Here is a 26297-nt window from a genome sequence, read left to right as displayed (position 1 = left end):
ATCGTTTAATAGAACCAGCGCTGATTAAACGCCGGCAGCAATAATAATACGCGCCGAGTGTAACGCAATTAATTCTCATTTTCATTGATTAAGCTCTGGCCTGTCGCTGACCACGCACCAATAAGGCGATAAAATAAATACCCCCAATAATTGATACCAAGGTTCCAGCAGCCACTTGGCTAGGATAAAATATCCATTGGCTTATCAAATCTGCAAAAGACAACAATAAAGCCCCGACCAACGCAGACACAATAATCTGTAGTTTAGCTAAACGCGCCCCTAGCATTACTGCAACATGTGGCGCTAGCAAACCCACAAATGCTACCGGCCCCATGGTAGCAGTTACCATGGCACACAGTAAGGCTACTCCCAGTAACATCAACACATAAGCTTTTGGCACAGCTAGGCCTCTTGCTTGTGCAAACGAGCGACCAGCCGAAATCAAACTTAGCCAAGGATGTAGCAAATACAAGCCTAAAATTACCACAAAACTTACTGCAGCTAAGCGCAATGCGGCCTCTGGGCTAACCCGATAGGTAGAACCTGCCAACCAAGCCAAAATCTCGTATATCTCTTGGCGGCCGCTGGCTAACGCAAAGTGCACTAAACCTTCAATCAAAGCCGCTAACGCGATACCACACAGAACCAGTTTGGCCGGAGAAAACTGCCGATAAGTACTAAACAAAAACAATAGGGCTAATACAATGGTACTGCCCAATATAGCCACCCAAGGAGATGCGCTAAAAATACTGGCACCAGTGATAACGGTTAAACCTATCAAGCTCATGGTGGCCCCTGCAGAAACCCCTAATATGTCCGGGCTAGCTAGAGGGTTAAAAATCAAACGTTGTAATACACACCCAGCCACCGCGAGCGCTGCACCAGCCGATACTGCAGTTAACCAGCGAGGCCAGCGTAATAACCAGTTGAATGCATCTGGGATCGCTAAGCTCCAACTTCCTGCATTATGCTGTCCCAGTAAAGAAAGCAAAGCAATTAAAGCAATAATAAAAGCAGCCAAGCCGTAATAGCGATTACGCCAACGCAATCTTGATTGAGGTAAGCTTAAGGAAAGCTGATCTTGCGCGCGCAATTGCCGCTGGCATAGCACTATAAGTATTGGCGCACCAACCAGTGCAGCCGCAATACCACTATGCACAACATCACCAATTTGCTCACTTAAGGCATTGGCTAATAAATCGGTGAATACTAATAGCAAGGCACCAATAATGCAGCTCAACCATAGTTCATTGCTGGTTGTTGTTGCGCCTACGCGCCGTGCGATATTTGGGCTAATTAATCCAACAAAACTAATCACTCCTACTGCAGTAATACTGGCCGCCACTAACCACACGCCCACTACCGATAACAGCAAAAACATCGGCACTACATTTAAACCACGTGCCGCTGCGCCTTGCTGGCCAAGTTTAAGTAAACTCAGTACCCGCGGGGCTAATAGAAAAATCAAAATGGCAGGCAACAAACGAGGGGCTAACCAAAGCGGCCAAAACCAATCATTTTGCTCTAAATCGCCTGCCCCCCAAATAAATAAATTACTAGCAAATTGCTCATTCAGCAAAATGATTGCGGTGGCCACCGCCCCTAAAACAATGTTTACCGCCATACCGGCCAGCACGACTGGCAAGCCACTAAGGTTGCGGATACCTACAATGGCGATGACCAAAAACATGGCGAACATTGCACCAATCATCGCGGCCGCCGCACTTAAATCTGCAATATCAAGCGGCAGCCATAAGTTAAGCATCACCAAGGCTAGCCAAGCCCCTGAAGAGGTTCCCATAGTTAACGGAGACAACAGAGGGTTTTGAGTGAGCTGCTGCATTAAGCTGCCCACTAAGCCTAAACTTGCCCCAACCATTAAGGCCATGGTCATACGTGGCAACAGTGAGTAAAGGTAAGCAAAATCTATAAATTGTTCAGGCTCAACACCGCCAATCAATTGCCACTGTCGCTGAAGGTTTAACTCGCTACCTAATATCAAGCTTAAACCAAGGCCAGCTAGCAACATGCCACCCGAGATAAAATAAGTTTTGTTCATTGAGGTGCAAGTTCCAATAGGCTGTGACTTAAGGCCCGTGCGTTATACAGAATAGACATTGCACCACCATAGCTCCAAGAGGCAGCAACACTGCTTACTCGTTGATGTTTCACAAAAGGCATTGCTTGCCATAGCCTAGAATTATCTAAGGCTTGATGATGAGCAAAAGGTTCAAAATACAACACCATGCCCTGCTCCACTTGGGCAAGTTCGGTAATGCGTTTTTTGGCCACGCCCCATTGGCTGCCTCGCTCTGGCATGGCAGAGCGAATACCTAAGCGATTGAGAGCATGCACCGGAATAGAGTTTTCATCATATAGATAAACAGAGCTAGTGCTGGCAAAACGAATAGCAGCAACTTCTGGCAGCTCTCCACCATAAGCCTCAAGCAGCTGCCGGGAGAGTGTATCTAATTCTTGTTGGGTATCTGATAGGTATAACTTGCGGTAAGATCCAGATTAGGTGTTGCCCACCAGCGACCTTCCGCTTCAAAACCTTTCGATACCGATTCACCAACCTGAATCTGGTGATGCGGAGCACCATCTGGATCTTGAGTTAAGGCACCTTCTTTTGTGATATGGAATGCTGCTAGGTTAAGCATTTGGCTCATATCCGCTGAGTTGTACTTAATACCACCTTCCCATTGGCTGCCAGTTGAAGGCTCAAAGGCATTACCGTCTTTGTCTGTCCCTGGGGTTGGCTCAAAGCTGTCGGCGTAGTTAATGTATGGCGAAATACCGTTATCAAACTCGTACAAGCCACCTAAACGGTAAGAGGTATTGTTTTGATCGACGCTGTCGGTGTAGTCACCAGCTAGGTGGTAAACACTGTCACTTTTGTATTGATCAAAGCGGGCACCAGCCATAACAATTAGGCGGTCGATACGCATTTGGTCTTGAATATACACACCAGTTTGAGTGGTTTTGTAACTGTTAACTTGGTTGTAACCGTCTGGATTACCTTTGATGTAATCGTAAACCTCATTAGGGTTTAGTTGGTTATTGTCTGGTGCATAAATATCAATGGATGTTGTTGCCCCATCGTAGTATGTCACCTCAGACTTTAGCTGCTGCCAATCAAAGCCAATCAATAAGCTATGCTCAACCATAGCCGTGGTGAAGTTACCGTTTAGTTGCGTATCGGTAGTCCAACCTTTAGAGCTTTCATCCGTTAGGTATGCACGGCGGTAAACCGTGCGCCCGTCTGTTGGCTCTAAGCCTACATTGTAAGTATTGTGCTGCAGTGCTTTTGCGTCTAAATAACGAGTAGCGTGCAACAGGGTCCAGTTGCTGTTGAACTCATGGTTAATTTTAAAATCATATAAGCCAAACTCGCGTTCAAACTTGTTCCAGTTTTCATCACCGGTGAATTGGTTTTTCGACAGCTTACCGTTTGGATTGTCTAATACCGTGCCATAAGCTGGCATGGTGGTGTAAATACCCGCATGAGGATCGTTTTGATAATAAGCATTTAGGTTAACCAGCGTTTTATCGCTCACATGCCAATCAATCGACGGAGCGATAAGGTAACGCTCTTGCTGAGAAGTGTCGGCCATTCCATCTTGTTTAGTCGCTTTACCCAAGAAACGGTAAGCAACATTGCTGTCACCTATTTGACCGCGCGAATCAACTGTCGCTTCTAATAGGTTATGACTACCTGATGCTACGCTTACATCGGTAGCACGCTCCATAGTTGGGCGCTTAGCAATAAGGTTAACCATACCACCTGGCGGCATTGCGCCGTAAAGCACCGAAGTTGGTCCTTTAAATACTTCTACCTGCTCTACCGCAAAGGCGTCAATTTGTGGTTGTAGATTCCAAGCATTGTATTGCAGCTGTAAACCATCGTAGTAGTTTTGATAGTTAGTAAAACCACGAATATTAAATAGATCTAGGCGATTAACTGCCCCACCGCGCAATTGAGTGTGCACGCCAGGGGTGTAACGTAGTGCCTCTGAAACCGAGTTTACTCCGCGTAAATCTAAGGTTTCGCGGTCAATGGTTGAGATTGACTGCGGTGTTTCTTCTGGCAACAGTGCTGTTTTAGTTGCCGTATTACGGTAAGTTTTTCCTAGTACCGTTAGCTTTTCGTCTGCTTGTTTTTCGCTAATGGCGGCTTCTTCAGCCAAAGCTGGTGCACTCAATACAGAGGCCACCAGCATCGCAATGGTAGTGATTTTAGTATTAAACATGATCCGTTTGTTATCTCTTGTTAACGCAAAGTTAAATGCTACTGATAATGATTCTCATTAATAATTCTATACAGTTCACATTTTAAAAACTTAACAATTTGGTGCAAATAACAAGATTTTTTACATTATTTACAGCGAGATTGACTTAAATCATCATTTTTGAATAGGTAGGAAGTATTCCATAGTCGCGCTTGGCGACTGCGGTTGGTAGTTCTCGGGATAGCATTCTAGTTCGTAGCCATCTACCCCTTGGTATTCAGATTCTGGCAACCATTGATGAATAAACCAATCGATAGTGGCCGCCAAATCTTGAATAAGCCCGGTGTGGCTAACAATGGCATACAGCTGCTGTGGCACGTTCCAGCACTGTAGCTGTTCAGAGGCTTCGCTTATTTGCTGGCTACCCGCCAAGTAATTAAGTTTACCGCTAGCGTGAATATTTAGGGTGTCTACCACCCCGGTTAATCCTTCACTTTGCATCGGATAAAGCTGATGGAAACTGCGCCATAAGGAAGGAACTTTCAGCTTAAAATCCGCTTGAGGGGTGTACAAATTATCTATTAGCCCCACTACACCGCAGACCTTAAATGCAGGGCGACTCTCTATGCGAACCTCTATCATTCGTTGAGTTTGGCTGCGCGGGTTGTCCATTAGCACCATAGGGGCACTAATACCTTGGCGGTCACCGCGGCGTTTATACGCGCCGGGAGCGAGCCCAAAATGCTGTTTAAAGGCGCGGCTAAAGCTTACTTCAGAATTAAAGCCATATTGCAGCGCGATGTCGGTTACTCGCATTTTGCCATCAAGTAACTGCTCTGCGGCTCGGCTCAACTTTTGTTCACGCACATACTTGGCTAAGTTTTTATTGGTGAGTTCCTGAAAAATACGTTGTAGCTGCCAGCGTGACCAACAACTTTGCGCGGCTAAATCATGCACACTCATGCTTTGCTCAATATTTTGATGAATAAAAGCAAGCAAGTTATTTATGCGATTAAGCTGCGGGGACAAGCGCGACAATATAATTCCTTATGCATTACCGAATAACTGACTGTTAGCTGCTTAAAGGTAATGCGATTCGACTAAGCGTTTCAACAGCTGCCTACTTTTAACTTATCTAGTGATAATGGCACAAGATTTTTATCTACTCTTCGTTGGCCGCAAATCAGCTTCAACGTCCCCTATTTAAGGGAGTCCTTTATAAAGTCACTATTCATAGTCATAGCTTTTTGCCACTCTCAATGCCTTTACACTAATTTCGGTTTGGTCACTAACAACGCTTCAACAATATAGCGCTGCTCTGCTCCACCACTCAGTTGGTTGAAGGGATAACAGGTGATTAGGGTTAAGCGGTTATCATCACTGGGCGCCATAAACTGGGTATCACTTTGATGAGCAATTTGTGTATTCACCACTTGATAAAGCAATATTTCACCATTCTTGGCTTCCACTTGTAATAAATCACCTTTGTTTACCGCGGCTAAATTAGCAAAATGGGTATCTCGGTGCCCAGCAATAACAGTATTACCTACTTCCCCAATCGGAGCACCGCTTAACACTAAGCCAGGACCAAAAGCCAAGGTTCTGCCCGATGCGCCAGCTAATACATAAACCGATTCAACCTGATGCTTAAAACCAATACTTTCTTGTTTGGTTACAAAGCTAAGTTTTGCAACTGGATAGGTATCAGCCCAGTGCCAAGGTTTATGTATTTGTTGGTCATCTAAGGTTTGCTGCCAAGCTTGAGCAATTAAAAACTGCGCCAAATATGCCTTCGCTTGAATATAAGCGCCGTGGCCTAGTACCAAAATCCCCAACAAAAATAGACTACATGGCACTGGATGTTTAGCTAAAAAACTAATGCTCATAATGTTCCCTAAAAGCAGTGAATTGTGAAAAGTAGAGGTTTGAGTAACTACCGGCTTGGTGAGCTGGTAGCTCTCTAGCGGCGTTTATATTTTGAACTTAACGAGCCCTGCTAAAGGCTTTTCTCTAAGCATTAACATGGCAGCAATTAGCAGAACTAAACCGAACAAAATGTGCAAACGGCTTGCTGTTGAGGTTTGAGGCAAAGCGGCAGGAGGCTGCCAACCATGCGGCATTCCACCATCTATCTGCTTATCTAAAACAGGTAGGTTTGCCGGCCTAGCAGGCGTTACATCCACGGCAACCAAGCTGGTTTGCGAGCTCACTAAGTGATACTTAAGTGCCAAGGCCAATACTTGCTGTTCTACACGCTGTTGATTTATGTGGCTTTTGCTTAGCTCCAAAGCTGCAATATATTGGCGAGCCCACAGTAAATCTAAGCCGGCTGCTGGCTGCTTGGTTTGCAAATTAAGGCTGCGTTGCCAAAATTGCCCATCAATATTGCCACTTACCACTAATTGCGGTTGCGTCCCGCTGGGTAACTTAATGCTAAGCATCAATGGTTGGCCTAGGTACAAATCGGGAATGCTGCTTGGCCAATACTCTGGCACGGTGCCATCACTAAATGCCAACTTAACATCACTCACCACAGGGTGAGCAATTTGATTAAACAGACGTGTAACTTGATGCTTTACTTCACTTTGCTTACCGATGTAAGTAAAGGTGCCCTTCCCTAACTCGGCAGCCCGCTGCATGAAATGAGAGTTAGGTGCAGAGCCAATGCCTATGGTAAATAAACGGTTATCTGCTAGTCGATTGCCAATTAACTCGAACAAGGCTTGCTCATTGCTCACTGCCCCATCGGTAATAAAAATCACTTGGCGAAGCGCACTCTGTTCTGCTTGCTTGTTATCACTTAGTGCAGCGTTAAGTGCACCAAACATTTCGGTTCCGCCATTAGCGCTTAAACCATTGATAAAGCGGCGCGCTTTGGCTTTATTGCTAGCATTGGCGCTAACTGCATTGGGCTTAAAACGACGATAGTTTGAATTAAACTCAATGATATTAAAGTAATCCCCTTCTGCTAATCCAGACAGGGCTTCATGCAAGGCCTCACGCGCTTGAATCATCGATTCTCCCGACATTGAGCCCGAGGTATCAATCACTAAAATCAATTCTCTGGGAATATCGATAATATCGGCAGGCTTGCCTTGTGGTGGCATCAACATTAACAAGGCGTAGTCGTCTTTGGCAGGCAATTGAGTGCTTGAGTGAGTTAAACCGGTTTGACTGTACAAGGCGGCCTCTGGTCGACTGCCCACGATTGGTCGCCACTTTAATACAAAGTCACGATTGGCTTTGCTATCAAGCAAGCTTATGTCGATGGTGCCGTCACTACGAATGCTCTTATCTATTGGGTGATAAAGGCTCTCTAAGGTTTCGAGCTCAAAGCCACTATTTAGGGCTATATGTAAATCTGTCTTTAGTGAGGGGTGGCCATCAGCCTGCGCATATTGGCGAGCGCTATGGCGTAATAGCTGATGAGCCTGGCTAAATTCACTACTGTTATTTTCTTGTTGATAAGGCTCTTGCAGCAAACTGGCTAAAGACAAGGGTATTTCGCTTTCATCGGCCAGCGTTCTTCGGGTTTGGTCTTTGAAAATTTGCGGGCTGTAACGTGGATTCACCACCATAGGAAAGCGTAAGCTAAATTCGCCATCTTTATAGCTGAGTTGCTGCTGATACGATATCTTCACTACCAAGCTTTGGTTTGGCCCTAAATTAGCTGCTGCAGTGGTAAAAATATTTGGCCGCAGCTGCTCAAGCAAACTAGCACGCTTGCCCTGCTTTTGGGCTGTTTCGAAAGTGCGTTTGGCTTGTTTCTTTTCTTGAATCTGCCCTTCAATAACGCGCTCTCCTACCACCAGCTGCATCTGATCGACCGCGGCATTATTGGGTAAAGGAAACATATAAGTGCCGTTTACCCACTGTTCACTGTGATTGACAAAAGTTTGGCTCAAAGTAACCCTATTGGTCATGCCAGAGACTTGCATGTTTACCTTTGTAGACAAAGGCAAGCTGTACTGGCGCTGCCCATTACTATCGAAATACACCAAGCTGGCTTGCTCAGATTGTTCAACAACATCTCGCTCCGTGTGCATTGTAGCTTGGCTGGGCGACACAAAGGCCGCCCATAATATGATGAGTGCGCCGCCAAAAGAGACGCTATAACAAAAGCGGGTACTGATTTTCAGCATATCTATTTTCATAACGCTATCTCCTTTAGCTGCCATTATTACTGAGCGGCCAACATGCCTCGGTCAGACATCAGCTTTAAGGTGACTCGGCGGTCAAAGAAATTGTTTTCTAAGTTAGCTTCGGCTTTTAAAGGAGCGGTGTCGCCAAAGGCTTGCGAATGCAAGCGCGACTCAGCAATACCGTTATTAATTAAGTAGCGGCGAACTTCAGCTAAACGTTGCTCCGATAAGGCTTGGTTATAACTTGAGTCACCTTGGCGATCGGCATAACCAGTAAGGTCGAGTTTTAAATCGGGCGCTAAACTCATGGCGTATACCACATCGTCAAGCTGTTGTTTAAAGTGAGGCTCAACCACCGACGAACCGGTTTTAAACTGCACATTCAAACCAATGGCTAACTCTTCAAGTTTTTGCTGTTGTGCCATTTTTAGCTGGGAGAGCTGAGCATTTACGCGGGCATGTTGCTGAGTAAGTGACTCTAACTGCTCGCTGCGTTTAGCCAATACTTCAATTTCTTGTTGCTGCTCGCCCAGTTGTTGCTGTTGGGCGGCTAACTCTTCTTCATCGGCGACCGATTTGCCAATCCAAACGCCGGTAAAACCGCCAATAAATGCCCCAATAGGTCCGCCAACTATAGCGCCGACTGCCGCGCCAGAGCCAAAACCAATCATTTCGGTTTTGCCATTTCGCTCGCTTGCTTGAATCTGGTTGTTGGCCATTGTTTGAGTAGATAGGCTTAAAGTGCTGATTACGGTTAATGCAATTAGGTGCTTTTTCATGAGTATGTCCTTCTCAGTGTGTTTAATTTAATAGGCTTGCTTGTGCTTGCCCTTTCGATGAATCAATTAAACACCGCTGAAATGGCATTATCAGGCGGTAAAAATGGCAGTTCGCTTATCAATTGTGGCAACAAAATGGCAATTGCCCCGAAGCCCCCAAAGGCGCTCAAAAATAATGTATAGTCTATGCAAGTCAGCAGCTTAGAACTTAAGTATCAATATGAAACGAATTGCCATCGTAGAAGATGAAGCGGCGATCCGCGAAAACTACAAAGACGTATTGCAACAACAAGGCTACAGTGTACAAGCCTATGCCAACCGGCCTACGGCACTGGCCGCTTTTAACACCCGCTTGCCCGATTTGGCGATTATTGATATTGGTTTAGAAGATGAAATAGACGGTGGTTTTTCCTTATGTCAATCACTGCGTGCTATGTCTAGCACCTTGCCAATTATTTTCTTAACCGCTCGCGATAGCGACTTTGATACCGTATGTGGCTTACGTTTAGGTGCCGACGATTACCTGACCAAAGATATTAGCTTCCCCCACCTAGTTGCCCGCATAGCTGCGTTATTTCGCCGTTCCGAGTTAGTCGGCGCAGCCCCAGAAGAGAACAACTTGTTAGAACGAGGCCCCTTAGCCATTGATGGCAATCGCATGCAAGTAACCTGGGATCAGCAAACCATCGAGCTCACCGTGACCGAATTTTGGATGGTGCATGCTTTAGCCAAACGTCCAGGACATGTGCGTAGCCGCCAAGAGCTAATGACCGAAGCAAAAATCTTTGTAGATGACAGCACCATTACCTCACATGTGAAACGGATCCGTAAAAAATTTTTAGCCGCAGACCCAAATTTTGAGTGCATCGACACGGTGTACGGCATGGGTTACCGCTGGGATAGCCTTGCCTAATGCTACCTGTATTACCCATTGGCCTGCGCGCCAAAGTCACCATCTTGTCACTGTTTTTATTGTGCCTGCCTTGGTTGGGCTATCAATATGTCTGGGAGATGGAAAAATACCTACGCTTAGGTCAGGAAAAAACTTTAGAAGGCACCACCCAAGCCCTTGCTACTGCACTGCATGAGCGGCCAAAACTGTTTAACAGCCAAGCCAGCTTTTTAAGCCAAGTGCAAAAGGGCCGTGATTTATATGCTTATCCTTTGTCTGGCCCAATTCAGCTCGATGGCAAGCTCAATGATTGGCAGGAATATCAGCATCGCATGCTGCGCTATGGTGAAGAACATGTTATTTATCAAGCAGATCCTAATACTCCTTTAACTAGCGAATTTACTCACATGGTGGGTAAATTTGGCCGTTACCTATACGCCTATTTTGAAGTGACCGATAGCGATGTAGTTTACCGAGGTAAAAACACCTTACGAGTAGATAATAACGACCATTTAGCGATTGCGACTTTAGCTCCTGACGGTCAGTTCCGCCGCTATATTGTTGCCACTACCGAAGATGGCTGGATCAACGCTTTTGAGCTACCGCTCGACCCCAGCCAAACTACTCCCGTAACACCAGAGGTCAAGATTCAGGGGCAATGGCTAAAAACTGATAAAGGCTACAATATTGAGCTACGGATCCCTCTTAGCATGGTGGGCAGCAAGTTAGGCTTTTCTATCTATGATGTAAATCGCACGCCCAAGCGAGAATTGGTTTCAATCGTAGGTACCTCGGCCATTGATACAGTGGATAAGCTTGGTACAGTACTGGTCCCTTCTCCGGAAATAGAAAGCATTATTAAAGGCATGAGCCACAACAGCTCACGCATTTGGGTAGTTGATAAACATGGCCGCGTATTAGCTAAATCTGGCGACATTCGAAGCACCCAAAGCATTTGGGCTCGCAGCTTAAGCCCAATAAACAAAGAAAGCTGGTGGAACAAGTTCACCAGCGAATACCTTCACCCCCTCTACTACAAGGTTTTAACCAAACCGCCTCAGGATTTTGTCGACTCATTACAAGACTCCACCCAATTAGATGGCAGCCACATTAAGCAAGCATTAAGCGGAAAACCGGGCTCTACTTGGCGTTTAACCCCCGATGGGAGAGCTGTGGTATTGGCCGCTGCCAGCCCAATTTGGATAGACGATCAAGTGATGGGAGTGGTAATAGCGGAAGAAACCACCAACGGCATTCGTACCTTGCGTAATCGTGCTTTAGAGCGCTTGTTTAACATTATTTTGCTAGTGATGGGTGTGGGCACACTATCGCTATTTTTGTTTGCTTCCAGCATTTCTAGCCGCATTCGTAAACTACGTGACCAAGCAGAAAAAGCCATTGATAGCCAAGGAAGGGTTAAAGCCTCGCTGCAAGGCTCTAAAGACCGTGACGAAATTGGTGACCTTTCTCGTAGCTTCGCCAATATTGTTGGTCGTTTAGCGCAATATACGCATTATTTAGAAAATATGTCTTCGCGTCTATCTCACGAACTACGAACACCGGTTGCAGTAGTGCGTTCATCGCTAGAGCACTTAAGTTTAAAAACGCATGATCAGGATACGCAAAAATACCTAGACCGAGCCCAAGAAGGGGTAAATCGCCTAAACATGATCCTCAATAACATGAGCGAAGCCACCCGTTTAGAGCAAAGCCTATCTCAAGCAGAAACCAGCGAATTTCCAATAAACAAGGTAGTCTCTGGTTGCATGCAAGGCTACCAGTACACTTACCCTGAACAGGCCTTCGACTGCGATATTAGCCCAAATACCATGCTGATAACCGGTGTGCCGGAATACATTGCTCAGTTAATGGATAAATTAGTGGCCAATGCTATGGAGTTTAGCCTTCCAGATAAGGCCATTAAAGTCAGTTTTCAGCAAGACAACAAAGATGCCGTATTGCTGATAAGCAACCATGGGCCCACCCTTCCCGACAACATGGTGGAGCAGATTTTTGAATCAATGGTATCAATTCGCAGTCAGCAAGCTCAACAAAAACCACATTTAGGTTTGGGCTTGTATATTGCTAGGTTAATAACAGAATTTCATGGCGGTACCATTAGTGCTCGCAATTTTACCGACAACAGTGGCGTAGAGTTTTGTGTGAGATTGCCACTTGGATAGCTTATAAACCCTTAGAGTCGGCAAGCTTAGCAAAAAAGTAGTGCCGGCCATAAACACCCACTTTAGCTTTAGGCTCTAGGATCTGTTGAACTTTGCTGATGGTTTTTGCAGCAATTTATTAGCCATTTAGGCAAGGCAGTAAGTGTGCAGTTAAGTGGGCTTAATAATCACGCGCTAAGGCTGAATAAATGGTTAATAAATCCTGCAAGAAGGGTTCGGATAAGCGAACTTTACTCTTTGTTAAGCACTTCTTGCTTAGCCCACTAGGCTTCTAAGTGCTCGCCGCGATTAAAGCCCGCTTATCTCGAATAAAATTTCAACACCAAAGATCAACAGCCCCTAGTCTTCAAGACCCTTTTAAAGCTATTTACCAGCATTAATACCAATCCACCGGCAATAATGCCCACCGTAGCGTTATACATTATAGGTAAAGCCAATACCGCAACATTAGACAGCACACCTAGGCCATGCGCCCAAAGTTCAATCTGATGTAACCACTTTGTAAGCAACACAACTCCATGACTAAGAATGCCCCCACCAACTAAAAACATCGCCGCTGTACCAACAACAACCAAAAACTTCATAAGTAAAGGGGAAAAACCCAATAAAGCCCTACCCAGTATTTGTTGAGCCTTGCTGCCGTTATTCGCCTCGGCATGCTCCAATAAATATAAACCGACATCATCTAGCTTAACAATACCAGCCACAAGCCCATAAACACCAACTGTCATTGCCAATGCGATACTAGACACCACCAATACCTGAGTCAAAATAGGCACATTAGTTACCGTGCCCATAGCAATTACAATAATCTCGGCTGACAAAATAAAATCGGTACGAATGGCACCTTTAATTTTGGCTTTTTCAAATGTAACTAGTTCGACAGAATCATTTGAGTTAGCTTGTTTGTGCTGAAGTTTTAGAGCTTGTTCATCAGCTTTGTGAAATAAAGCATGAAATACTTTTTCAAAACCTTCAAAGCACAAGAATAAGCCACCTAGCATCAACAATACAGTAATCGCAGTAGGCAGCAGAATGCCTAAGACGATGGCTGTAGGCACTAAAATCAACTTGTTTAAAAAAGAGCCCTTAGCAACTGCCCAAACTACCGGTATTTCACGTTCTGCTTTTACCCCTGAAACCTGTTGTGCGTTAAGTGCTAAATCGTCTCCCAAAACACCAGCTGTTTTTTTAGCTGCGACTTTGGCCATCAATGCTACATCGTCTAATACTGCAGCAATATCATCGAGTAAAGTGATTAAACTTAAACCAGCCATCTAGATCCCTAGATAATTAGAATTCCCCTTATCCTAACCGACTAAACTGCATAGGCATAGCCAAGAGCAAGTCAATTTATCGCAGCAATTATTGCGCTTAACTAACAACATAATTTAGCGGCCAAACAAAGTGATAATTGAGTTCACGCTTTGTTACAGAACCAGCGACAAAAAGGACGATTTTTCATACTCTTTGTGCGAATATTCAAGACAAAGAGTTAATATCAAGCGGCTTAGACCCATTTATGTTGATAACTATACACTGGCAAAATCACTAGAATCCTAAGGCAGGGAGCCAATTTGAAAAACTCGATTACCCTAAAATATCTGTTAAAAAGTATATTGCCTTTATTTGCACTATTTGCAGCCTTAAGTTTTGCCGCTCAGGCTAACAATAATGTGTTAGTTATCCACTCTTACCATGCAGAGCATTTTTGGACAGGATACCTAAAAAAGGGCTTAGACAGCTCGTTCAAAGAAGATCAAGATACTCGATTATTCCACGAATACTTAGATGCTAAACGCTATCCACAAGGTGAGTTCAACCTAAGCTTTTTGAAGTATCTCAAGACCAAATATTCCAGCACTGAACTAGATGTTATTGTTATTTCCGATGACCCTGCTTTCAACTTAATCCGTCACCATCGAAACGAGTTCTTCACTAGCACCCCCATCGTTTATTTAGGCATTAACCAAGTAACGGAAGACGTTCTCAATGCTCCAAATATGACCGGGGTATTTGAAAACCGCGATATTGCCAGCACAATAACCAGCATCAAAAGCCAAAGCGGAGTTGATGAGCTGGTGCTAATTGTTGACAAAAGTGCCACAGGCTTAGCCAATTTAGCCAAAGCACGCACAGTATTTGGCAAACCAGGCGCGCCAAGTAACATTCATGTCATTGAAGAACTATCTTTAGATGATATCAGCGAAGTATTCAGCCAATTCTCCAGCAATGTGCCGGTGTTGTTACTGGGGCAACTCACCAACCCAAATCAAAACAATGCGCTACTAAGTTGGAACCAAGGCACCGAGCAGCTGGCTACTTGGACTAATAACCCGATTTACACCATTGCCATAACCACACTCAAGTTTGGCGCGGTGGGGGCTGATGAGCTTGATGGCCGACAACATGCAATGCGAGCAGCCGAGTTAGTAAAACGCATTCTAAGCAACGAACCGATAGAAAGCATTGAACCCATTACCTTAGCGCGTAGCCAGTGGGTATTTAACTGGGAGCAACTAAACGAACACAGTTTTAAACTCAATTCCCTGCCCGACGGCGCTTTAATCATCAACAAAGAAGAAACCTTTTACGAGAAATACAAGTTGATGGTTCGCCTAGTTGTGTCGGCATTTATCGTGAGCATTTTGATCATCATCTTACTCGCCGAAGTTATTAGGCGCGGCAGTATCACCCGCCAAATTTTAGCGGAGAATGAAACCCGCTACCGAGATTTAGCTAATGCTGGTGCGAATGTTTTCTGGGAAACAGATACCGAGCAACGCCTTAGTTATATATCTGGCGAAACCCAAGTTCTGTATGGACAAGAGCCCAATCAACTTATTGGTAAAACCTTGGCAGAGCTGTGCAAACATGACCCCAACATAAGCTTTCCGTGGCTTGAATATGAAGCCGCCCTTGCCTACCAGCAGCCCATCAATAATTTAACTTTTAAGCTAAAACTTACCAGTAAAGACATAAAAATATTCCTGCTTAATGGTAAGCCGGTATTTGATAAACATGGCTTATACATTGGTTATCGTGGCATTAGCAAAGAAATTACTGAAGAACACCTGTTGAGTAAAAAGCTTGCTTATCAGGCCGCTTACGATGAATTAACAGGTTTAATCAATCGTTCTAGTTTTAATGAGAAACTTAAAACTTATGTGCAACAATCTCAGCAGCAAGCTGTTAGTGGCTTTTTATGCTTTTTAGATTTAGACCGATTTAAGTTGGTTAACGATACTGCAGGCCATCTTATCGGTGACGCGATGTTGGCAGAAGTAGCCACCGTGATTAAACGCTGTACCACTCACCAAGATATTGTTGGCCGCTTAGGCGGTGATGAGTTTGGCCTAATATTGCCAAATAAAAGCCTGAGCGATGCCCAGCAATTGTGCGAAACAGTTATTGCACAAGTTGATAGCTACCGCTTTCACTGGAATCAACGGCTATTTAACGTAGGTGTGAGCATTGGCATGGTGCCGATTACTGGCGCATTAAACGACACCGAGTTACTTAGTAAAGCCGACCTATCTTGTTACAAAGCCAAAGAAGCCGGCCGTGGGCGGGTTTATGTTGCCAATCTAAACGATGATGAGTTATTTAATGAAGAACAACAAATGGGCTACATCGCCAATGTTGCCCAAGCAATAGAGCAAAACCAATTCTACTTAGCCAAGCAAGTTATTGCGCCAATAGGCCAACAAGACAACCACAAACATTATGAGATTTTAATCCGCTACCGCGATGAACATGGTAAAACCATTCCTCCTAATCTATTTATCCCTGCTGCAGAAAAGCACAGTGTAATAACCATTATTGACCAGTGGGTTTTAAAAACGGTATTCGAGCGCTATCAACAATACTTCCCCGAAGGTGATACCGTGGTATCGATAAATCTATCGGGTCTTAGCCTAAGTAATGACGAATTTGTAAATCGGGTTAAAGAGCTCTTACGAAGCTCACAAGTTAACCCTAGAAACATCTGCTTTGAGATAACCGAAACCGCAGCAATATCACAGCTCTCAAGGGCTCTTGAGTTTATTCGAGAAATGAAAGCAATTGGGGTTCGTTTTGCCTTAGACGATTTTGGCAGTGGTGCTTCGTCATTTGGTTATTTAAAAAACCTACCGGTCGATTACCTAAAAATTGACGGCAGTTTGGTGGTCAACATTGTTAAACAACCTACCGACCGCGCCATTGTTGAGTCAATTAATGCCATTGCACATTTAATGAATATGAAAACCGTAGCTGAGTTTGTAGAAGATGCGGAAATCCACGCAGTGTTAGAAGAAATAGGCGTAGATTTTGTTCAAGGTTATGGCATTGGGAAACCTCAGCCTTGTGAGTAACAGCCCCTAGTGTTTAATTAAATAAACCGTCGCCAAAACTTACGCTGAAATCTCGACACCATACACTAATGCCGGCTAGCTGATCTAACTGTTGGGCGTTGGCTAAGCTTAACCTTAAGGTATCGTTGTTATACATCGGGCCATTAATAATATCGCCGATAGCAAAACCACCTTGGGTATAATTGCTGCTTGGAGCACCATAAAATAGTACGTCTGGGCCACCACCATCGTAATTGAACTCGGTGACTTCAATTGTACAATTGTCGATGATCTCTACCCGCCCGCTCACATTGTGAGAAAGTGTGCTTAACATGGCGACTTGGCCAACTTTAGGGTGGTCGCTAGCATTACAACTAAAGCTTTGCGGCCCATTAATGCTCTCAACATAACTAGCAATGTCTACTAGCTCCTGATCGCTGAGCCGTTGCTCACTCCAAAACGGCATACTGCCACCAGAGAGGTTGGTGAAATAACTACTGGTAGTTGGCCCAGAATTACGTACCTTATTAGCCACTTGTTGAGCACTTAAGCCGCTGCTCACAAGCGTTCTTGCTAGCCCGGTCCCTGCGGCATTTTGTCCATGGCAAGTAGCACAAGTTTGATTAAATAGCTCATGCCCAGCGCTTATATCCGCTGCACTAAAATCACTAACCGCAGCGACTTGATTAAAAGCAATTTCTGTTGCATCACCACTATCGCTCAAGCCTGCTAAGTATTCTTCTAATGCCAACCAATCATTACTGTCGCTAACATAAGGGCTTGCATCCATCCAATCAACTCGACAATTGTTTACAGCATCAATCACTTCGCTAAACGTACCATTATAAAAGGCATTTCGGCGGGTAGCGTTTAACAAAGAATGCGCCGGCCGATGCAGTTGCAGCGCATCTAAGCCTTGCGCATTTTCACTGGAAGCATGACAAGTGCTACAAGAAAATTGATTACCAGCGGGATCGGCTTGGTTAAATAGTTGCGCGCCGGTTAAAGGCGGTGAAGACGTTCCTCCATCACTTCCTCCTCCACAGGCAGTAAGTAAACACGCTAATAACAGCGTTGTGGACCATTTTAAAGTTGCTTGAAGTAACATGTGCATTCCTTTGCTTTAATTATGTATTAACGCTAACAAAGCAAATTTCAAGCAACAAGCCGATTGGGAAAATGTTATCAAATTGTGACAATTGGCCAAAAAAAGTCGCCCTAAGGCGACTTATAAACAGCGATAAAATAAACCACTATAAGGCAGCGTTAAATCGCGCAAGGCCAGCGTCTAAATCGGCGATTAAGTCACTGGTGTCTTCAAGGCCAATATGAACACGAATCAAGGTACCTTCAGCCTTCCATTGAGTAGCAGTGCGTAGCTTCTCTACCCCATTCACTCCCATGATCAAGCTTTCGTAACCGCCCCAAGAATAGCCCATCTTAAAATGTTCCATTCCATCTAATAGCGCGGTTAATGCCGCTTGATTGCCACCTTTCATGACAAAGGAGAACAAACCACAAGAACCTTGAAAGTCACGTTCAAAAAACGCATTACCAGGGCAGCTTGCCAAAGCGGGATGGCGAACATGATCAACATCCTCGCGTTGAGCTAACCAATTAGCCACTTCTAAAGCATTTTTTTGATGCTGTGCCAAACGCACACCCAAGGTACGCATTCCGCGCATTGCTAAATAGATATCGTCTGGCGAAGTGCACTGACCCAGTAAATAAGAGTTTTCGCGCAGTTGATCCCAACAACGTTGATTAGCCACCGCGGTGCCTAACATTACGTCTGAATGCCCCACAATGTACTTAGTGGCCGCTTGAATAGAAATATCGATGTCGAAATCAAAAGGACTAAAGTTAACTGGCGATGCCCAAGTATTATCTAACATCACCACGATATCTTGGTTTGCCGCTCGCGCAGCCGCGACAATCGCTGGAGAGTCTTGCACTTCCATGGTTAAAGAGCCTGGAGACTCCAAGAAAATCACCTTGGTATTGGCTTGAATTAACTCGCTGATAGCACCGCCTATCATCGGATCATAATAGGTGGTTTCTATGCCATAACGGCTAAGCAATTTGTCGCAAAGGTCGCGAGTTGGTTCGTAGGCAGTATCCACCATAAGCAGGTGGTCACCTTGCTTCAAGAAAGACAATAACGCGCCACTAATTGCAGCCGTACCACAAGGATACAAGGCACAGCCTGCACCGCCTTCTATTTCCACCATAGCCTCTTGAAAGGCAAAGTGCGTTTGGGTGCCCCTACGTCCATAAAACAAGGTTTTGTCATGACGTTTAGCGGTGGCTTGTTTCATCTCTTTAACGCTGTTAAATACAACGGTAGACCCACGAGATACCGGAGGGTTTACTAAGCCTTGGGTCCACTTTTTATCGCGACCAGCACTCACTATTTTGGTTGATTTTTTCATGGTAGTTAAATCCAGCTTGGTTTTTACAATGCACTTAACCATGCATTGCGCACTGACTGATTGAAGCGCTATAACAAAAAACCAGCCCGTAGGCTGGTTTTTGGCATTCTACGAATTAGACACGTGGTGCTTTGTTTAGCTCATCAACTACCATGTCACCAAAGGCGTCGGTATCGATAAGTTTTGCATCTTCACCTTTGGCTAAGTCTGGCGTACCGTAACCGTTGGCAAACACCGACTTCATTGCGTGCCATAGGTTCTTCGCTTCTTGCTCCATGCCAAAGCTCATTTCTAGCATTAATGCTACAGAGCCGATCATTGAATATGGGTTAGCAATGTTTTTGCCCGCGATATCTGGAGCACTGCCGTGAGAAGGTTCGTAGTAAGACTTCTCTGGACCCACACACGCTGAAGGCATAAGGCCTAATGAACCTAAAATACCGCCGCCCTGGTCACTTAAAATATCACCAAACATGTTTTCCATAACCATTACGTCAAATTGGCCAGGGTTTAAACATAAGTAAGTAGCCGCCGCATCAACCAAAATGTGCTTAACTTCCACATCTGGGTAGTCTACTGCTACTTCTTCTAGGATCTCATTCCACAACACGCTTGATTTAAGTACGTTACTTTTGTGGATGTTATGCAGCACTTTTTTACGACGCTGAGCAGTTTCAAAACCTACTTTTAGAATATCGCGAATTTGGTCTTCGTCGTACTCAAGTACTTCACGAACATAACGCTTACCGTTGTCGTCTTTGCCTACTTCTTTCTCACCAAAGTACAGACCACCCACTAGCTCGCGGATAATCATAAGGTCAATACCTTCACCGATAACTTCAGGCTTAAGTGGCGAGAAGTGAGCTAATTCTTGAGGTAAGTACACCGGACGAAAGTTAGCATAGGTATTGTAACGACGGCGTAAAGGCAGTAGCGCGCCACGCTCTGGCTGCTCGTCTACTGGAATTTTTTTAGAATCTTCGTGGTTAAGGCCAATGGTGCCTTTTAAGATTGCGTCTGCTTCATCACAAATAGCGATGGTTTCAGCAGGGAAAGATTTACCCGTTTCGAAGTAGGCTACTGCACCAAATAGTGCTTCGTTTAATTCAAATGCTACTTCAGGGTTACGCGCTTCAACTGCTTTTAATACTTTGACCGCTTGTTTCATTACTTCTGGGCCGATGCCGTCGCCGGCCAATAAGGCGATCTTATAAGTGTTCATTGTGTTTGCGTCTCCGTTGCATTAGTTTATTTTTTTGCTTGCCGCATCATAGCAAAACCAGCGCACGGGTAAACCACCGATCGCATTTTCAAGGGCTATTTCAGGACTGTTTTTACTAAAAGCTTTAATTTTGCAAAGGGTTGGCTTAACACTCGAAACAAAGCAGTAAGTTTACGACCAATTTAACTGTTTGCAGATATAGCTAGATAACCACCGAAAGCCTTAGCTTCGGTGGCTAACACAAAAGTATGCTTAATTGTCTAAGTCGGTTTTATTACGAATATTGTGTTCGCGTAGTTTATTGGCGATGGCGGTATGAGACAAACCTAACTTTTTCGCCAATAGTCGCGAGCTAGGGTGCTGAGGATAATGATAACTTAACAGCAAGTGTTCGAACTCCCCCATCGCAGAGTGGTAATCTTGCTGCAGCAAGCTCTCAATACTGACATTATCTACCACTTTTTCATGATGATATTTAATGTCACTCACTTGCCATTTTTTCATACTGCCAATATCTAAGGAGTCTTGCAGCACTTGATATAGCTGAGGGATATTGCCCGGCCAGCTTAATGAACTTAAGTAGCGCTTTACTTCTCTGCTTAAAGGTGGCGGAACTTCTTGGTGTTTAGCGTACTGAAAATCTAACCAAGATTGTGCCAATGGCACAATGTCTTCTTTTCGCTGACGAAGTGGCGGAACATTAATGCTGTTTTTAATTAGCGAGTAATAGCAGTCGCCTCCCCATAGCGCGGCCAATTGTTCAGGCGTATAGCGGCTAGAAAAAAGCAGGTGTTTAATCCCGAGTTGAGGCGCGCTTAGAGAGCTAACCGCATCTTCAACTTCACAGCTCTTTAGTTTTTCAATATTGCTTAACAACACCGTATTAGGCTGTTCAGCAGCAATTTCTGCTAGTTGCTCAGACAAACTATATTCTTGGTTATGGCAGCTTACCGCGTGAAAGCGTTCATCACTGCCCATAGAAAGCTCGTTTAACAAACGTGCTAAAAAGCGCTTACCCACTCCCGCTTCTCCGAACAATAGCGTTGGCATTGGGTGTTCAACTAAACGTTTTAAGCTATTAAGAACGTTGCTGGTCTCATCGCTAGTTGCAACTAAACGCCCTTCGCTAATCCCAAGTTCAATTTGCGATAAGTCGAAGCTAGCCTCTAACCAATGGGCTGACTTAAACAGCATGATCGCGCCGGGTAGATGCGAAAACAGCGCAGTTTCTGACAGCGGAATAATATCAGCCATGTAGACTCGACCACTTAGCTGAATTTCTACTAGCTCTCGCTTACCGGAACCACTACCAAACCAGCGTTGCACGCTAAAGCCACGCAAAAACCTGCTTATATCACTATTGGTAAGAGGATGAGGAGTATCACCGCAGGATTGCTCAAAGGCCTGATTAAACTGACGGATTTCTCCAGATTTATCAATCAGCACCACAGGGTAAGGGACGTTGTCTAACAGAATTTGTACTTCTTTATGTTCAACTTCAGAAGGCAAGGCCGACACGATACGTGCATCAGAAACACCTTTTAAACAACGAAATTCACTAAGCAATTGCTGTGTTAGAGCAAGCTCTAATTCGGTAAGGTGAAGAAACAAGTGTCCGGTGTCGACACTTTGCATGGCTTGTAGCGCTAAGCCATGTTTAACTAAAACGCCAAGAACCGCGCTGAAAACTTCGGTACTTTGTTGGCAGTTCAACTCTATGCGCATGTTGTTGCCGCTTGCTCATTTAGTGATGCCGAAAGCAGCTGTAGGGCCTGTAAAAACTCACAGCAACACCACATCCCGCCCTCTCCAACAATCCATACTAAACGCAAAAGCACTCCTATTTCCCTATCTGACCAGTGAGTTAGACTGTCCAATTATCTTATACACCTTTAGTCTAACCAAAAAAGTAAGCTTAACCCAAGCGTCATTTAAGATTCACTTGAGTTAATTTGAACTAGGTATCCATGCTGTACTCGAATTAGAGGTTTTTAAACTGACTATGAAGCTCAAAATCTCGTGCTGTCACTACTTTTTCTACTTTGCGTAAACGCTGTTCAAAATCATCAAATTGATGCTCTAGCTCACTAACTGCTTGACTAGGTGTATCTCCACTTTGCCATACTTTTGACTTAATGATTACCCCATCATCTCCTCTTAAGTTGCTGGGTCGTTTATCCATAAATAACCACGCGGCGCCGTAGACAATAAGAAATAGTCCTAGGTTCGTAATAGCCAAAGTCACAGCAATTATTCGAATTAACCATGTTTCGGCGCCAAGGCTATGTGCTAAACCAGCACACACCCCGGCAATTTTACCTTTTTGTGGGTCACGATATAACGGTTTATCAAACATTAGCGCTCCCTCCAATGCGGCACGCTTTCGTCTAAAATGTTCTCTAAAGCATGAATGCGCGCTGACATATCTTTGGCTCGAGTAGCTAAAGCATTTAGCTGCTCACGCTCCTGTTCACTTATCCCATGTTCTACCTGACGCTTACTCTTGTAATGTAAAATAAGCCACAGTGGGGCCACTATGGCCATAAACAAAATTAACGGCGTCACCAATACGGTAAGCATAAACTCTCCTATTTTTGCTCTAACTTGGCTTTAAGCTTGTCTAGCTCGTCGGCAATCTCAGCGTCAGCACTTAACTCAGCAAATTGCTTGTTTAAGTCAGGGTTATTATCGCCTTCCTTACCAAATACTTCTGCGCGTGCTTCAAGTTGGTCTATCTTAGCTTGAAACTGCTCAAATTTTTCTCGCGTTTTTAACGCGCGTTCGTTATCTAGTTGTTGCCTTACCGCATGGCGGTTTTTGGCTGTGGTTTGACGAGCTAATAAACCAGCTTGACGATTTCTTGATTCGCTTAATTTAAGCTCTAGCTGCTCAATCTCTTGCTGCAACTGCAATAAACTATCATCCACTAAGCCTAGCTCTTTTTGCTGTTGCTTAATTGACTCTTGTAAGTGTTTTTTCTCAACTAAAGCCAAGCGTGCTAGATCTTCTCGTTCGCGGCTTAAGGCAAGTTCAGCTTTAGCCTGCCAATCTTCAGCTTGCTCTTCCAAATGTTCAATTTTACGTATCAGCTGTTTTTTATCGGCCAATACTTTTGCAGTACTAGCACGCACTTCCACCAAGGTGTCTTCCATTTCTTGAATGATAAGGCGTAGCATCTTTTGCGGATCTTCAGCTTTATCCAACATGGTGCTGATGTTGGAGTTAATAATATCTGTTAAGCGGCTAAACATTCCCATGGGGGACTCCTAATAAGGTCGAATAAAGATCAATGTATGTTTTCGAAACAATTAATTACAAGTCGCATGCCAAGTTATCAAAGCACTGATATTTATCATTTTTATAGATAAATGACAAAACTCAATGATGACTATATAGTTATATTAACCAACTTTTAGTCAGAGAGACCAAATGGATTCCCCTAGCCTATTAGGTAAGGCACCTAGTTTTTTGGAGGTGTTAGACAAGGTATCACTCTTAGCTCCGCTAAACCGACCTGTACTGGTTATTGGTGAACGCGGCACGGGTAAAGAGTTAATTGCCGAGCGCTTACATTTTTTGTCGGAGCGCTGGGACAAACACTATTTAAGCTTAAACTGCGCAAGCTTGAACCCGAATTTAATTGAGTCAGAACTATTTGGCCATCAAGCCGGCGCATATACCGGAGCTTCTCAGCAACGTATTGGCCGATTTGAACAAGCGGATAAAGGTACCTTGTTCTTAGATGAACTGGCCAACATGCCAAATGAAGTGCAAGAAAAGCTATTACGTACTATCGAATACAACAAAATTGAGCGCCTCGGCAGTAATAAACCCATTGAGGTAGATGTTCGATTAGTGTGTGCCACTAACCAAGATCTTCCAGAATTAGTAGAGCAAGGGGATTTTAGAGCTGATTTGCTAGACCGATTATCCTTCGCGGTGATTACCTTACCGCCATTACGCCACCGCGTTGAAGATATTCAGCTATTAGCCGAGCATTTTGCTCACAAAATGGCCAGAGAGCTCAATTTTTCCCGCGTCCCTAGTTTTAGCCAAACGGTGCTAACACAACTAAATAATTATTCTTGGCCTGGCAATATTCGTGAACTTAAAAACGTAGTAGAGCGGGCGGTGGTAGAGAACAGCGACCACCAAGGTTTAGTTGATGCTATAAACTTAGACCCATTTGCTTCTCCATGGCGTCCCCTAACACCAGCAAAAAGCCACCAACAATTAGGCCTTGAACAACTCAGCTTTAATCAACAAGTGACTAACTTTGAGAAACAATTGATCATTAAAGCCTTAGAGAATAATCATTACAAACAAACGGCCTGCGCTAAAGCCTTACAGATCAGCTACCATCAACTAAGGGGTTTAATCAAAAAACATCACATTAATACTCAAGGCTAGGCCTTTCATTGGTTGAGATAAGCAGATGGTTAATGGTAAATTATCAAGCAGTTATCAGGATATCAGCTTCCCATGAATGCATTCTCAATTGGCACAGTGATGTGTCTAGCTTTTTTGCTACTTGGCTGCGACCAGCAAAAAGACGTAAAAAAGCTTGGTTTAGTCTATTGTACCGAAACCGCGCCGCATACTTTTAATCCACAACTTGAAAGCTCAATCAATGCGATTGCGGTGACATCGCGACATTTATACGATCGCTTAGTTGAAGTTGATCCGATAACTCAGCAGTTAATAGGAGGCGTTGCGAATAACTGGCAAATAAGCGATGACGGATTGCGGTACCGTTTCGAGTTACGCCAAGGCATTCATTTTCATAAAACCGATTACTTTAGCCCGTCGCGCAACTTAAATGCCGATGACGTAATGCTAAGCTTTGAAAGAATTTTAGACACCAACCACCCCTTATACATTTTAGCGGAAGGTGATTATCCCTTTTTTAATAATATTGGCTTTGGCAAAAATATTAAAAAACTCACCAAGCTATCTGATAGTAGTGTTGAGTTTGAGCTAAAACGACCTGACGCAGCATTTTTGGCTAATCTTGCAAGTGATTATGCAGTTATTTTGTCTGCAGAATACGCTGAAAAATTAAGCCAATCAGACCAACTAGAACAACTTGATCAATTGCCGATTGGCAGCGGCCCCTTTTACTATGTCAATCAACGTAAAGATCATTTTATTCGATATTACCGCCACTGGTTGCATTGGCGTGGGGCACCGCCAATGCAACAGTTGGTATTTGACATAACCCCTACGTCTTCGATTCGTTTAGCTAAATTACTGACAGGCCAATGTGACATTATGGCTCAACCGGCAGCAAACCAGCTTGAAGTGCTTAAATCTCGCGAAGAACTGTTAGTCTCCGTGCAGGCTGGACTCAATGTTTCTTATTTAGCATTTAATACTCAAAAGCCTCCTTTTGCCGACGTTCGAATTCGCCGAAATGTAGCCGGGCTGGTAAACAAGCAACGGATTTTGGATTCGGTCTATTTATCAACAGCAGACATTGCCAACGGTGTTCTTTCACCTTCTTCTTGGGCTTACCGCCATCAATCTCGCTCCCCCGAGCAGGATCACCGAGTTTACCCCTACATTGAAAAAGCCAAACAACAGCCAATCGAGTTATGGGTATTAAATGAGGCCAAAAGCTACAACCCCCAACCTCGCAAAACTGCCGAGTTAATCCGCAACGATCTGGTTAATGACGGCTATCAGGTAAATGTACGCCTACTAGATTGGCAGGTTCTGCGCCGTTATTTACGTGCTCCCGAAGTAAACTACGATTTATTATTGGTTGGTTGGTCTACCGATAACAGTGACCCCGATGACTTCTTTCGACAGCAGTTCTCATGTGATGCGGTAGAACAAGGATATAACTTTAGCCGCTGGTGTAATGGTCACTTTGAACAACTCCTCAACGCTGCAACCGCCTCAACGCGACTTGCTGACCGAGTGAAAAACTATTACAAGATCCAAAAAATAATTGAACAAGACGTGCCCATTTTACCTTTAACCCATGCATTAAAAATGTATTCGTATAATGACAGTGTTCACGGTATTACTTGGAATCCATATGGAGGCGTTTCTTTTAATAACGCCTATAGGAAGTAAACC

General features: G+C 44.3%; 20 protein-coding genes. 5 read left to right on the top strand and 15 right to left on the bottom strand.

The window, feature by feature from the left end; translation table 11 throughout:
* Positions 1-88: 88 nt before the first annotated feature.
* The 7 genes from fhuB to pdsO all read right to left on the bottom strand — a co-directional run bounded on the left by fhuB (position 89) and on the right by pdsO (position 9150).
* The gene (gene fhuB / locus K5L93_RS18585; RefSeq protein WP_246615089.1) at positions 89-2059 is read right to left on the bottom strand and encodes a Fe(3+)-hydroxamate ABC transporter permease FhuB; all 1971 of its coding nucleotides are present in this window, start codon (positions 2057-2059) and stop codon (positions 89-91) included.
* Entirely contained in the window at positions 2056-2355 is a 300-nt protein-coding gene (locus tag K5L93_RS18580) for a TroA family protein (protein ID WP_220721173.1), read from the bottom strand. The genes fhuB and K5L93_RS18580 overlap by 4 nt, the downstream gene beginning before the upstream one ends.
* Before the next feature lie 113 nt (positions 2356-2468).
* Entirely contained in the window at positions 2469-4250 is a 1782-nt protein-coding gene (locus K5L93_RS18575; protein WP_246615088.1) for a TonB-dependent siderophore receptor, read from the bottom strand.
* Between the two features lie 153 nt (positions 4251-4403).
* On the bottom strand, positions 4404-5267 hold the full coding sequence (locus K5L93_RS18570) for an AraC family transcriptional regulator (RefSeq protein ID WP_220721172.1): 864 nt from the start codon (positions 5265-5267) through the stop codon (positions 4404-4406).
* A gap of 227 nt (positions 5268-5494) precedes the next feature.
* A complete protein-coding gene (locus tag K5L93_RS18565; protein ID WP_220721171.1) occupies positions 5495-6115 on the bottom strand; it encodes a class GN sortase in 621 nt (206 codons plus the stop codon).
* An 84-nt stretch (positions 6116-6199) separates the two neighbouring features.
* Positions 6200-8383 (bottom strand): marine proteobacterial sortase target protein, encoded by a 2184-nt coding sequence (locus K5L93_RS18560; RefSeq protein WP_220721170.1) that lies wholly within the window; start codon positions 8381-8383, stop codon positions 6200-6202.
* A 26-nt stretch (positions 8384-8409) separates the two neighbouring features.
* Positions 8410-9150, bottom strand: a complete 741-nt coding sequence (gene pdsO / locus K5L93_RS18555; RefSeq protein ID WP_220721169.1) for a sortase-associated OmpA-like protein PdsO — start codon at positions 9148-9150, stop codon at positions 8410-8412.
* Positions 9151-9370: 220 nt separating this feature from the next.
* Between pdsO and pdsR the strand changes: the two genes are divergently transcribed.
* Positions 9371-10063, top strand: coding sequence for a proteobacterial dedicated sortase system response regulator (gene pdsR / locus K5L93_RS18550; protein ID WP_220721168.1), 693 nt, complete (start codon positions 9371-9373; stop codon positions 10061-10063).
* Positions 10063-12225 carry a proteobacterial dedicated sortase system histidine kinase gene (gene pdsS, locus K5L93_RS18545; RefSeq protein WP_220721167.1) on the top strand — a complete coding sequence of 721 codons (2163 nt, stop codon included), beginning with the start codon at positions 10063-10065 and terminating at the stop codon, positions 12223-12225. The genes pdsR and pdsS overlap by 1 nt, the downstream gene beginning before the upstream one ends.
* Before the next feature lie 329 nt (positions 12226-12554).
* On the opposite strand, the gene K5L93_RS18540 is transcribed toward pdsS, so the two are convergent.
* On the bottom strand, positions 12555-13502 hold the full coding sequence (locus tag K5L93_RS18540) for a DUF808 domain-containing protein (RefSeq protein ID WP_220721166.1): 948 nt from the start codon (positions 13500-13502) through the stop codon (positions 12555-12557).
* 300 nt (positions 13503-13802) lie between these two features.
* Here K5L93_RS18540 and K5L93_RS18535 point away from each other — a divergent pair, with 300 nt between their 5' ends.
* A complete protein-coding gene (locus K5L93_RS18535) occupies positions 13803-16580 on the top strand; it encodes a bifunctional diguanylate cyclase/phosphodiesterase (RefSeq protein ID WP_220721165.1) in 2778 nt (925 codons plus the stop codon).
* 13 nt (positions 16581-16593) lie between these two features.
* Here the strand turns inward: K5L93_RS18535 and K5L93_RS18530 are convergent, their stop codons facing one another.
* The 7 genes from K5L93_RS18530 to pspA all read right to left on the bottom strand — a co-directional run bounded on the left by K5L93_RS18530 (position 16594) and on the right by pspA (position 23470).
* Positions 16594-17667 (bottom strand): DM13 domain-containing protein, encoded by a 1074-nt coding sequence (locus K5L93_RS18530; RefSeq protein WP_220721164.1) that lies wholly within the window; start codon positions 17665-17667, stop codon positions 16594-16596.
* A 145-nt stretch (positions 17668-17812) separates the two neighbouring features.
* Complete coding sequence (locus K5L93_RS18525; protein WP_220721163.1) at positions 17813-18991, bottom strand: cystathionine beta-lyase; 1179 nt, start codon at positions 18989-18991, stop codon at positions 17813-17815.
* Between the two features lie 115 nt (positions 18992-19106).
* Complete coding sequence (gene leuB / locus K5L93_RS18520; protein ID WP_016402607.1) at positions 19107-20213, bottom strand: 3-isopropylmalate dehydrogenase; 1107 nt, start codon at positions 20211-20213, stop codon at positions 19107-19109.
* Positions 20214-20465: 252 nt separating this feature from the next.
* Positions 20466-21938: a TyrR/PhhR family helix-turn-helix DNA-binding protein gene (locus K5L93_RS18515; RefSeq protein WP_220721162.1), complete on the bottom strand. Its 1473-nt coding sequence runs from the start codon at positions 21936-21938 to the stop codon at positions 20466-20468.
* 256 nt (positions 21939-22194) lie between these two features.
* The gene (gene pspC, locus K5L93_RS18510; RefSeq protein ID WP_220721161.1) at positions 22195-22569 is read right to left on the bottom strand and encodes an envelope stress response membrane protein PspC; all 375 of its coding nucleotides are present in this window, start codon (positions 22567-22569) and stop codon (positions 22195-22197) included.
* Positions 22569-22793 carry an envelope stress response membrane protein PspB gene (pspB, locus tag K5L93_RS18505; protein WP_016402611.1) on the bottom strand — a complete coding sequence of 75 codons (225 nt, stop codon included), beginning with the start codon at positions 22791-22793 and terminating at the stop codon, positions 22569-22571. Before pspB ends, pspC begins: the two co-directional genes overlap by 1 nt.
* An 8-nt stretch (positions 22794-22801) precedes the next feature.
* A complete protein-coding gene (gene pspA, locus K5L93_RS18500; RefSeq protein ID WP_016402612.1) occupies positions 22802-23470 on the bottom strand; it encodes a phage shock protein PspA in 669 nt (222 codons plus the stop codon).
* Positions 23471-23642: 172 nt separating this feature from the next.
* Between pspA and pspF the strand changes: the two genes are divergently transcribed.
* Both pspF and K5L93_RS18490 read left to right on the top strand, forming a co-directional pair.
* Complete coding sequence (gene pspF, locus K5L93_RS18495; protein ID WP_220721160.1) at positions 23643-24623, top strand: phage shock protein operon transcriptional activator; 981 nt, start codon at positions 23643-23645, stop codon at positions 24621-24623.
* A 72-nt stretch (positions 24624-24695) separates the two neighbouring features.
* Complete coding sequence (locus K5L93_RS18490; protein WP_220721159.1) at positions 24696-26294, top strand: ABC transporter substrate-binding protein; 1599 nt, start codon at positions 24696-24698, stop codon at positions 26292-26294.
* Positions 26295-26297 lie beyond the last annotated feature (3 nt).

This window comes from Agarivorans litoreus (genome assembly GCF_019649015.1).
Classification (GTDB): domain Bacteria; phylum Pseudomonadota; class Gammaproteobacteria; order Enterobacterales; family Celerinatantimonadaceae; genus Agarivorans; species Agarivorans litoreus.
This window is presented reverse-complemented; position numbering and strand designations above follow the sequence as displayed.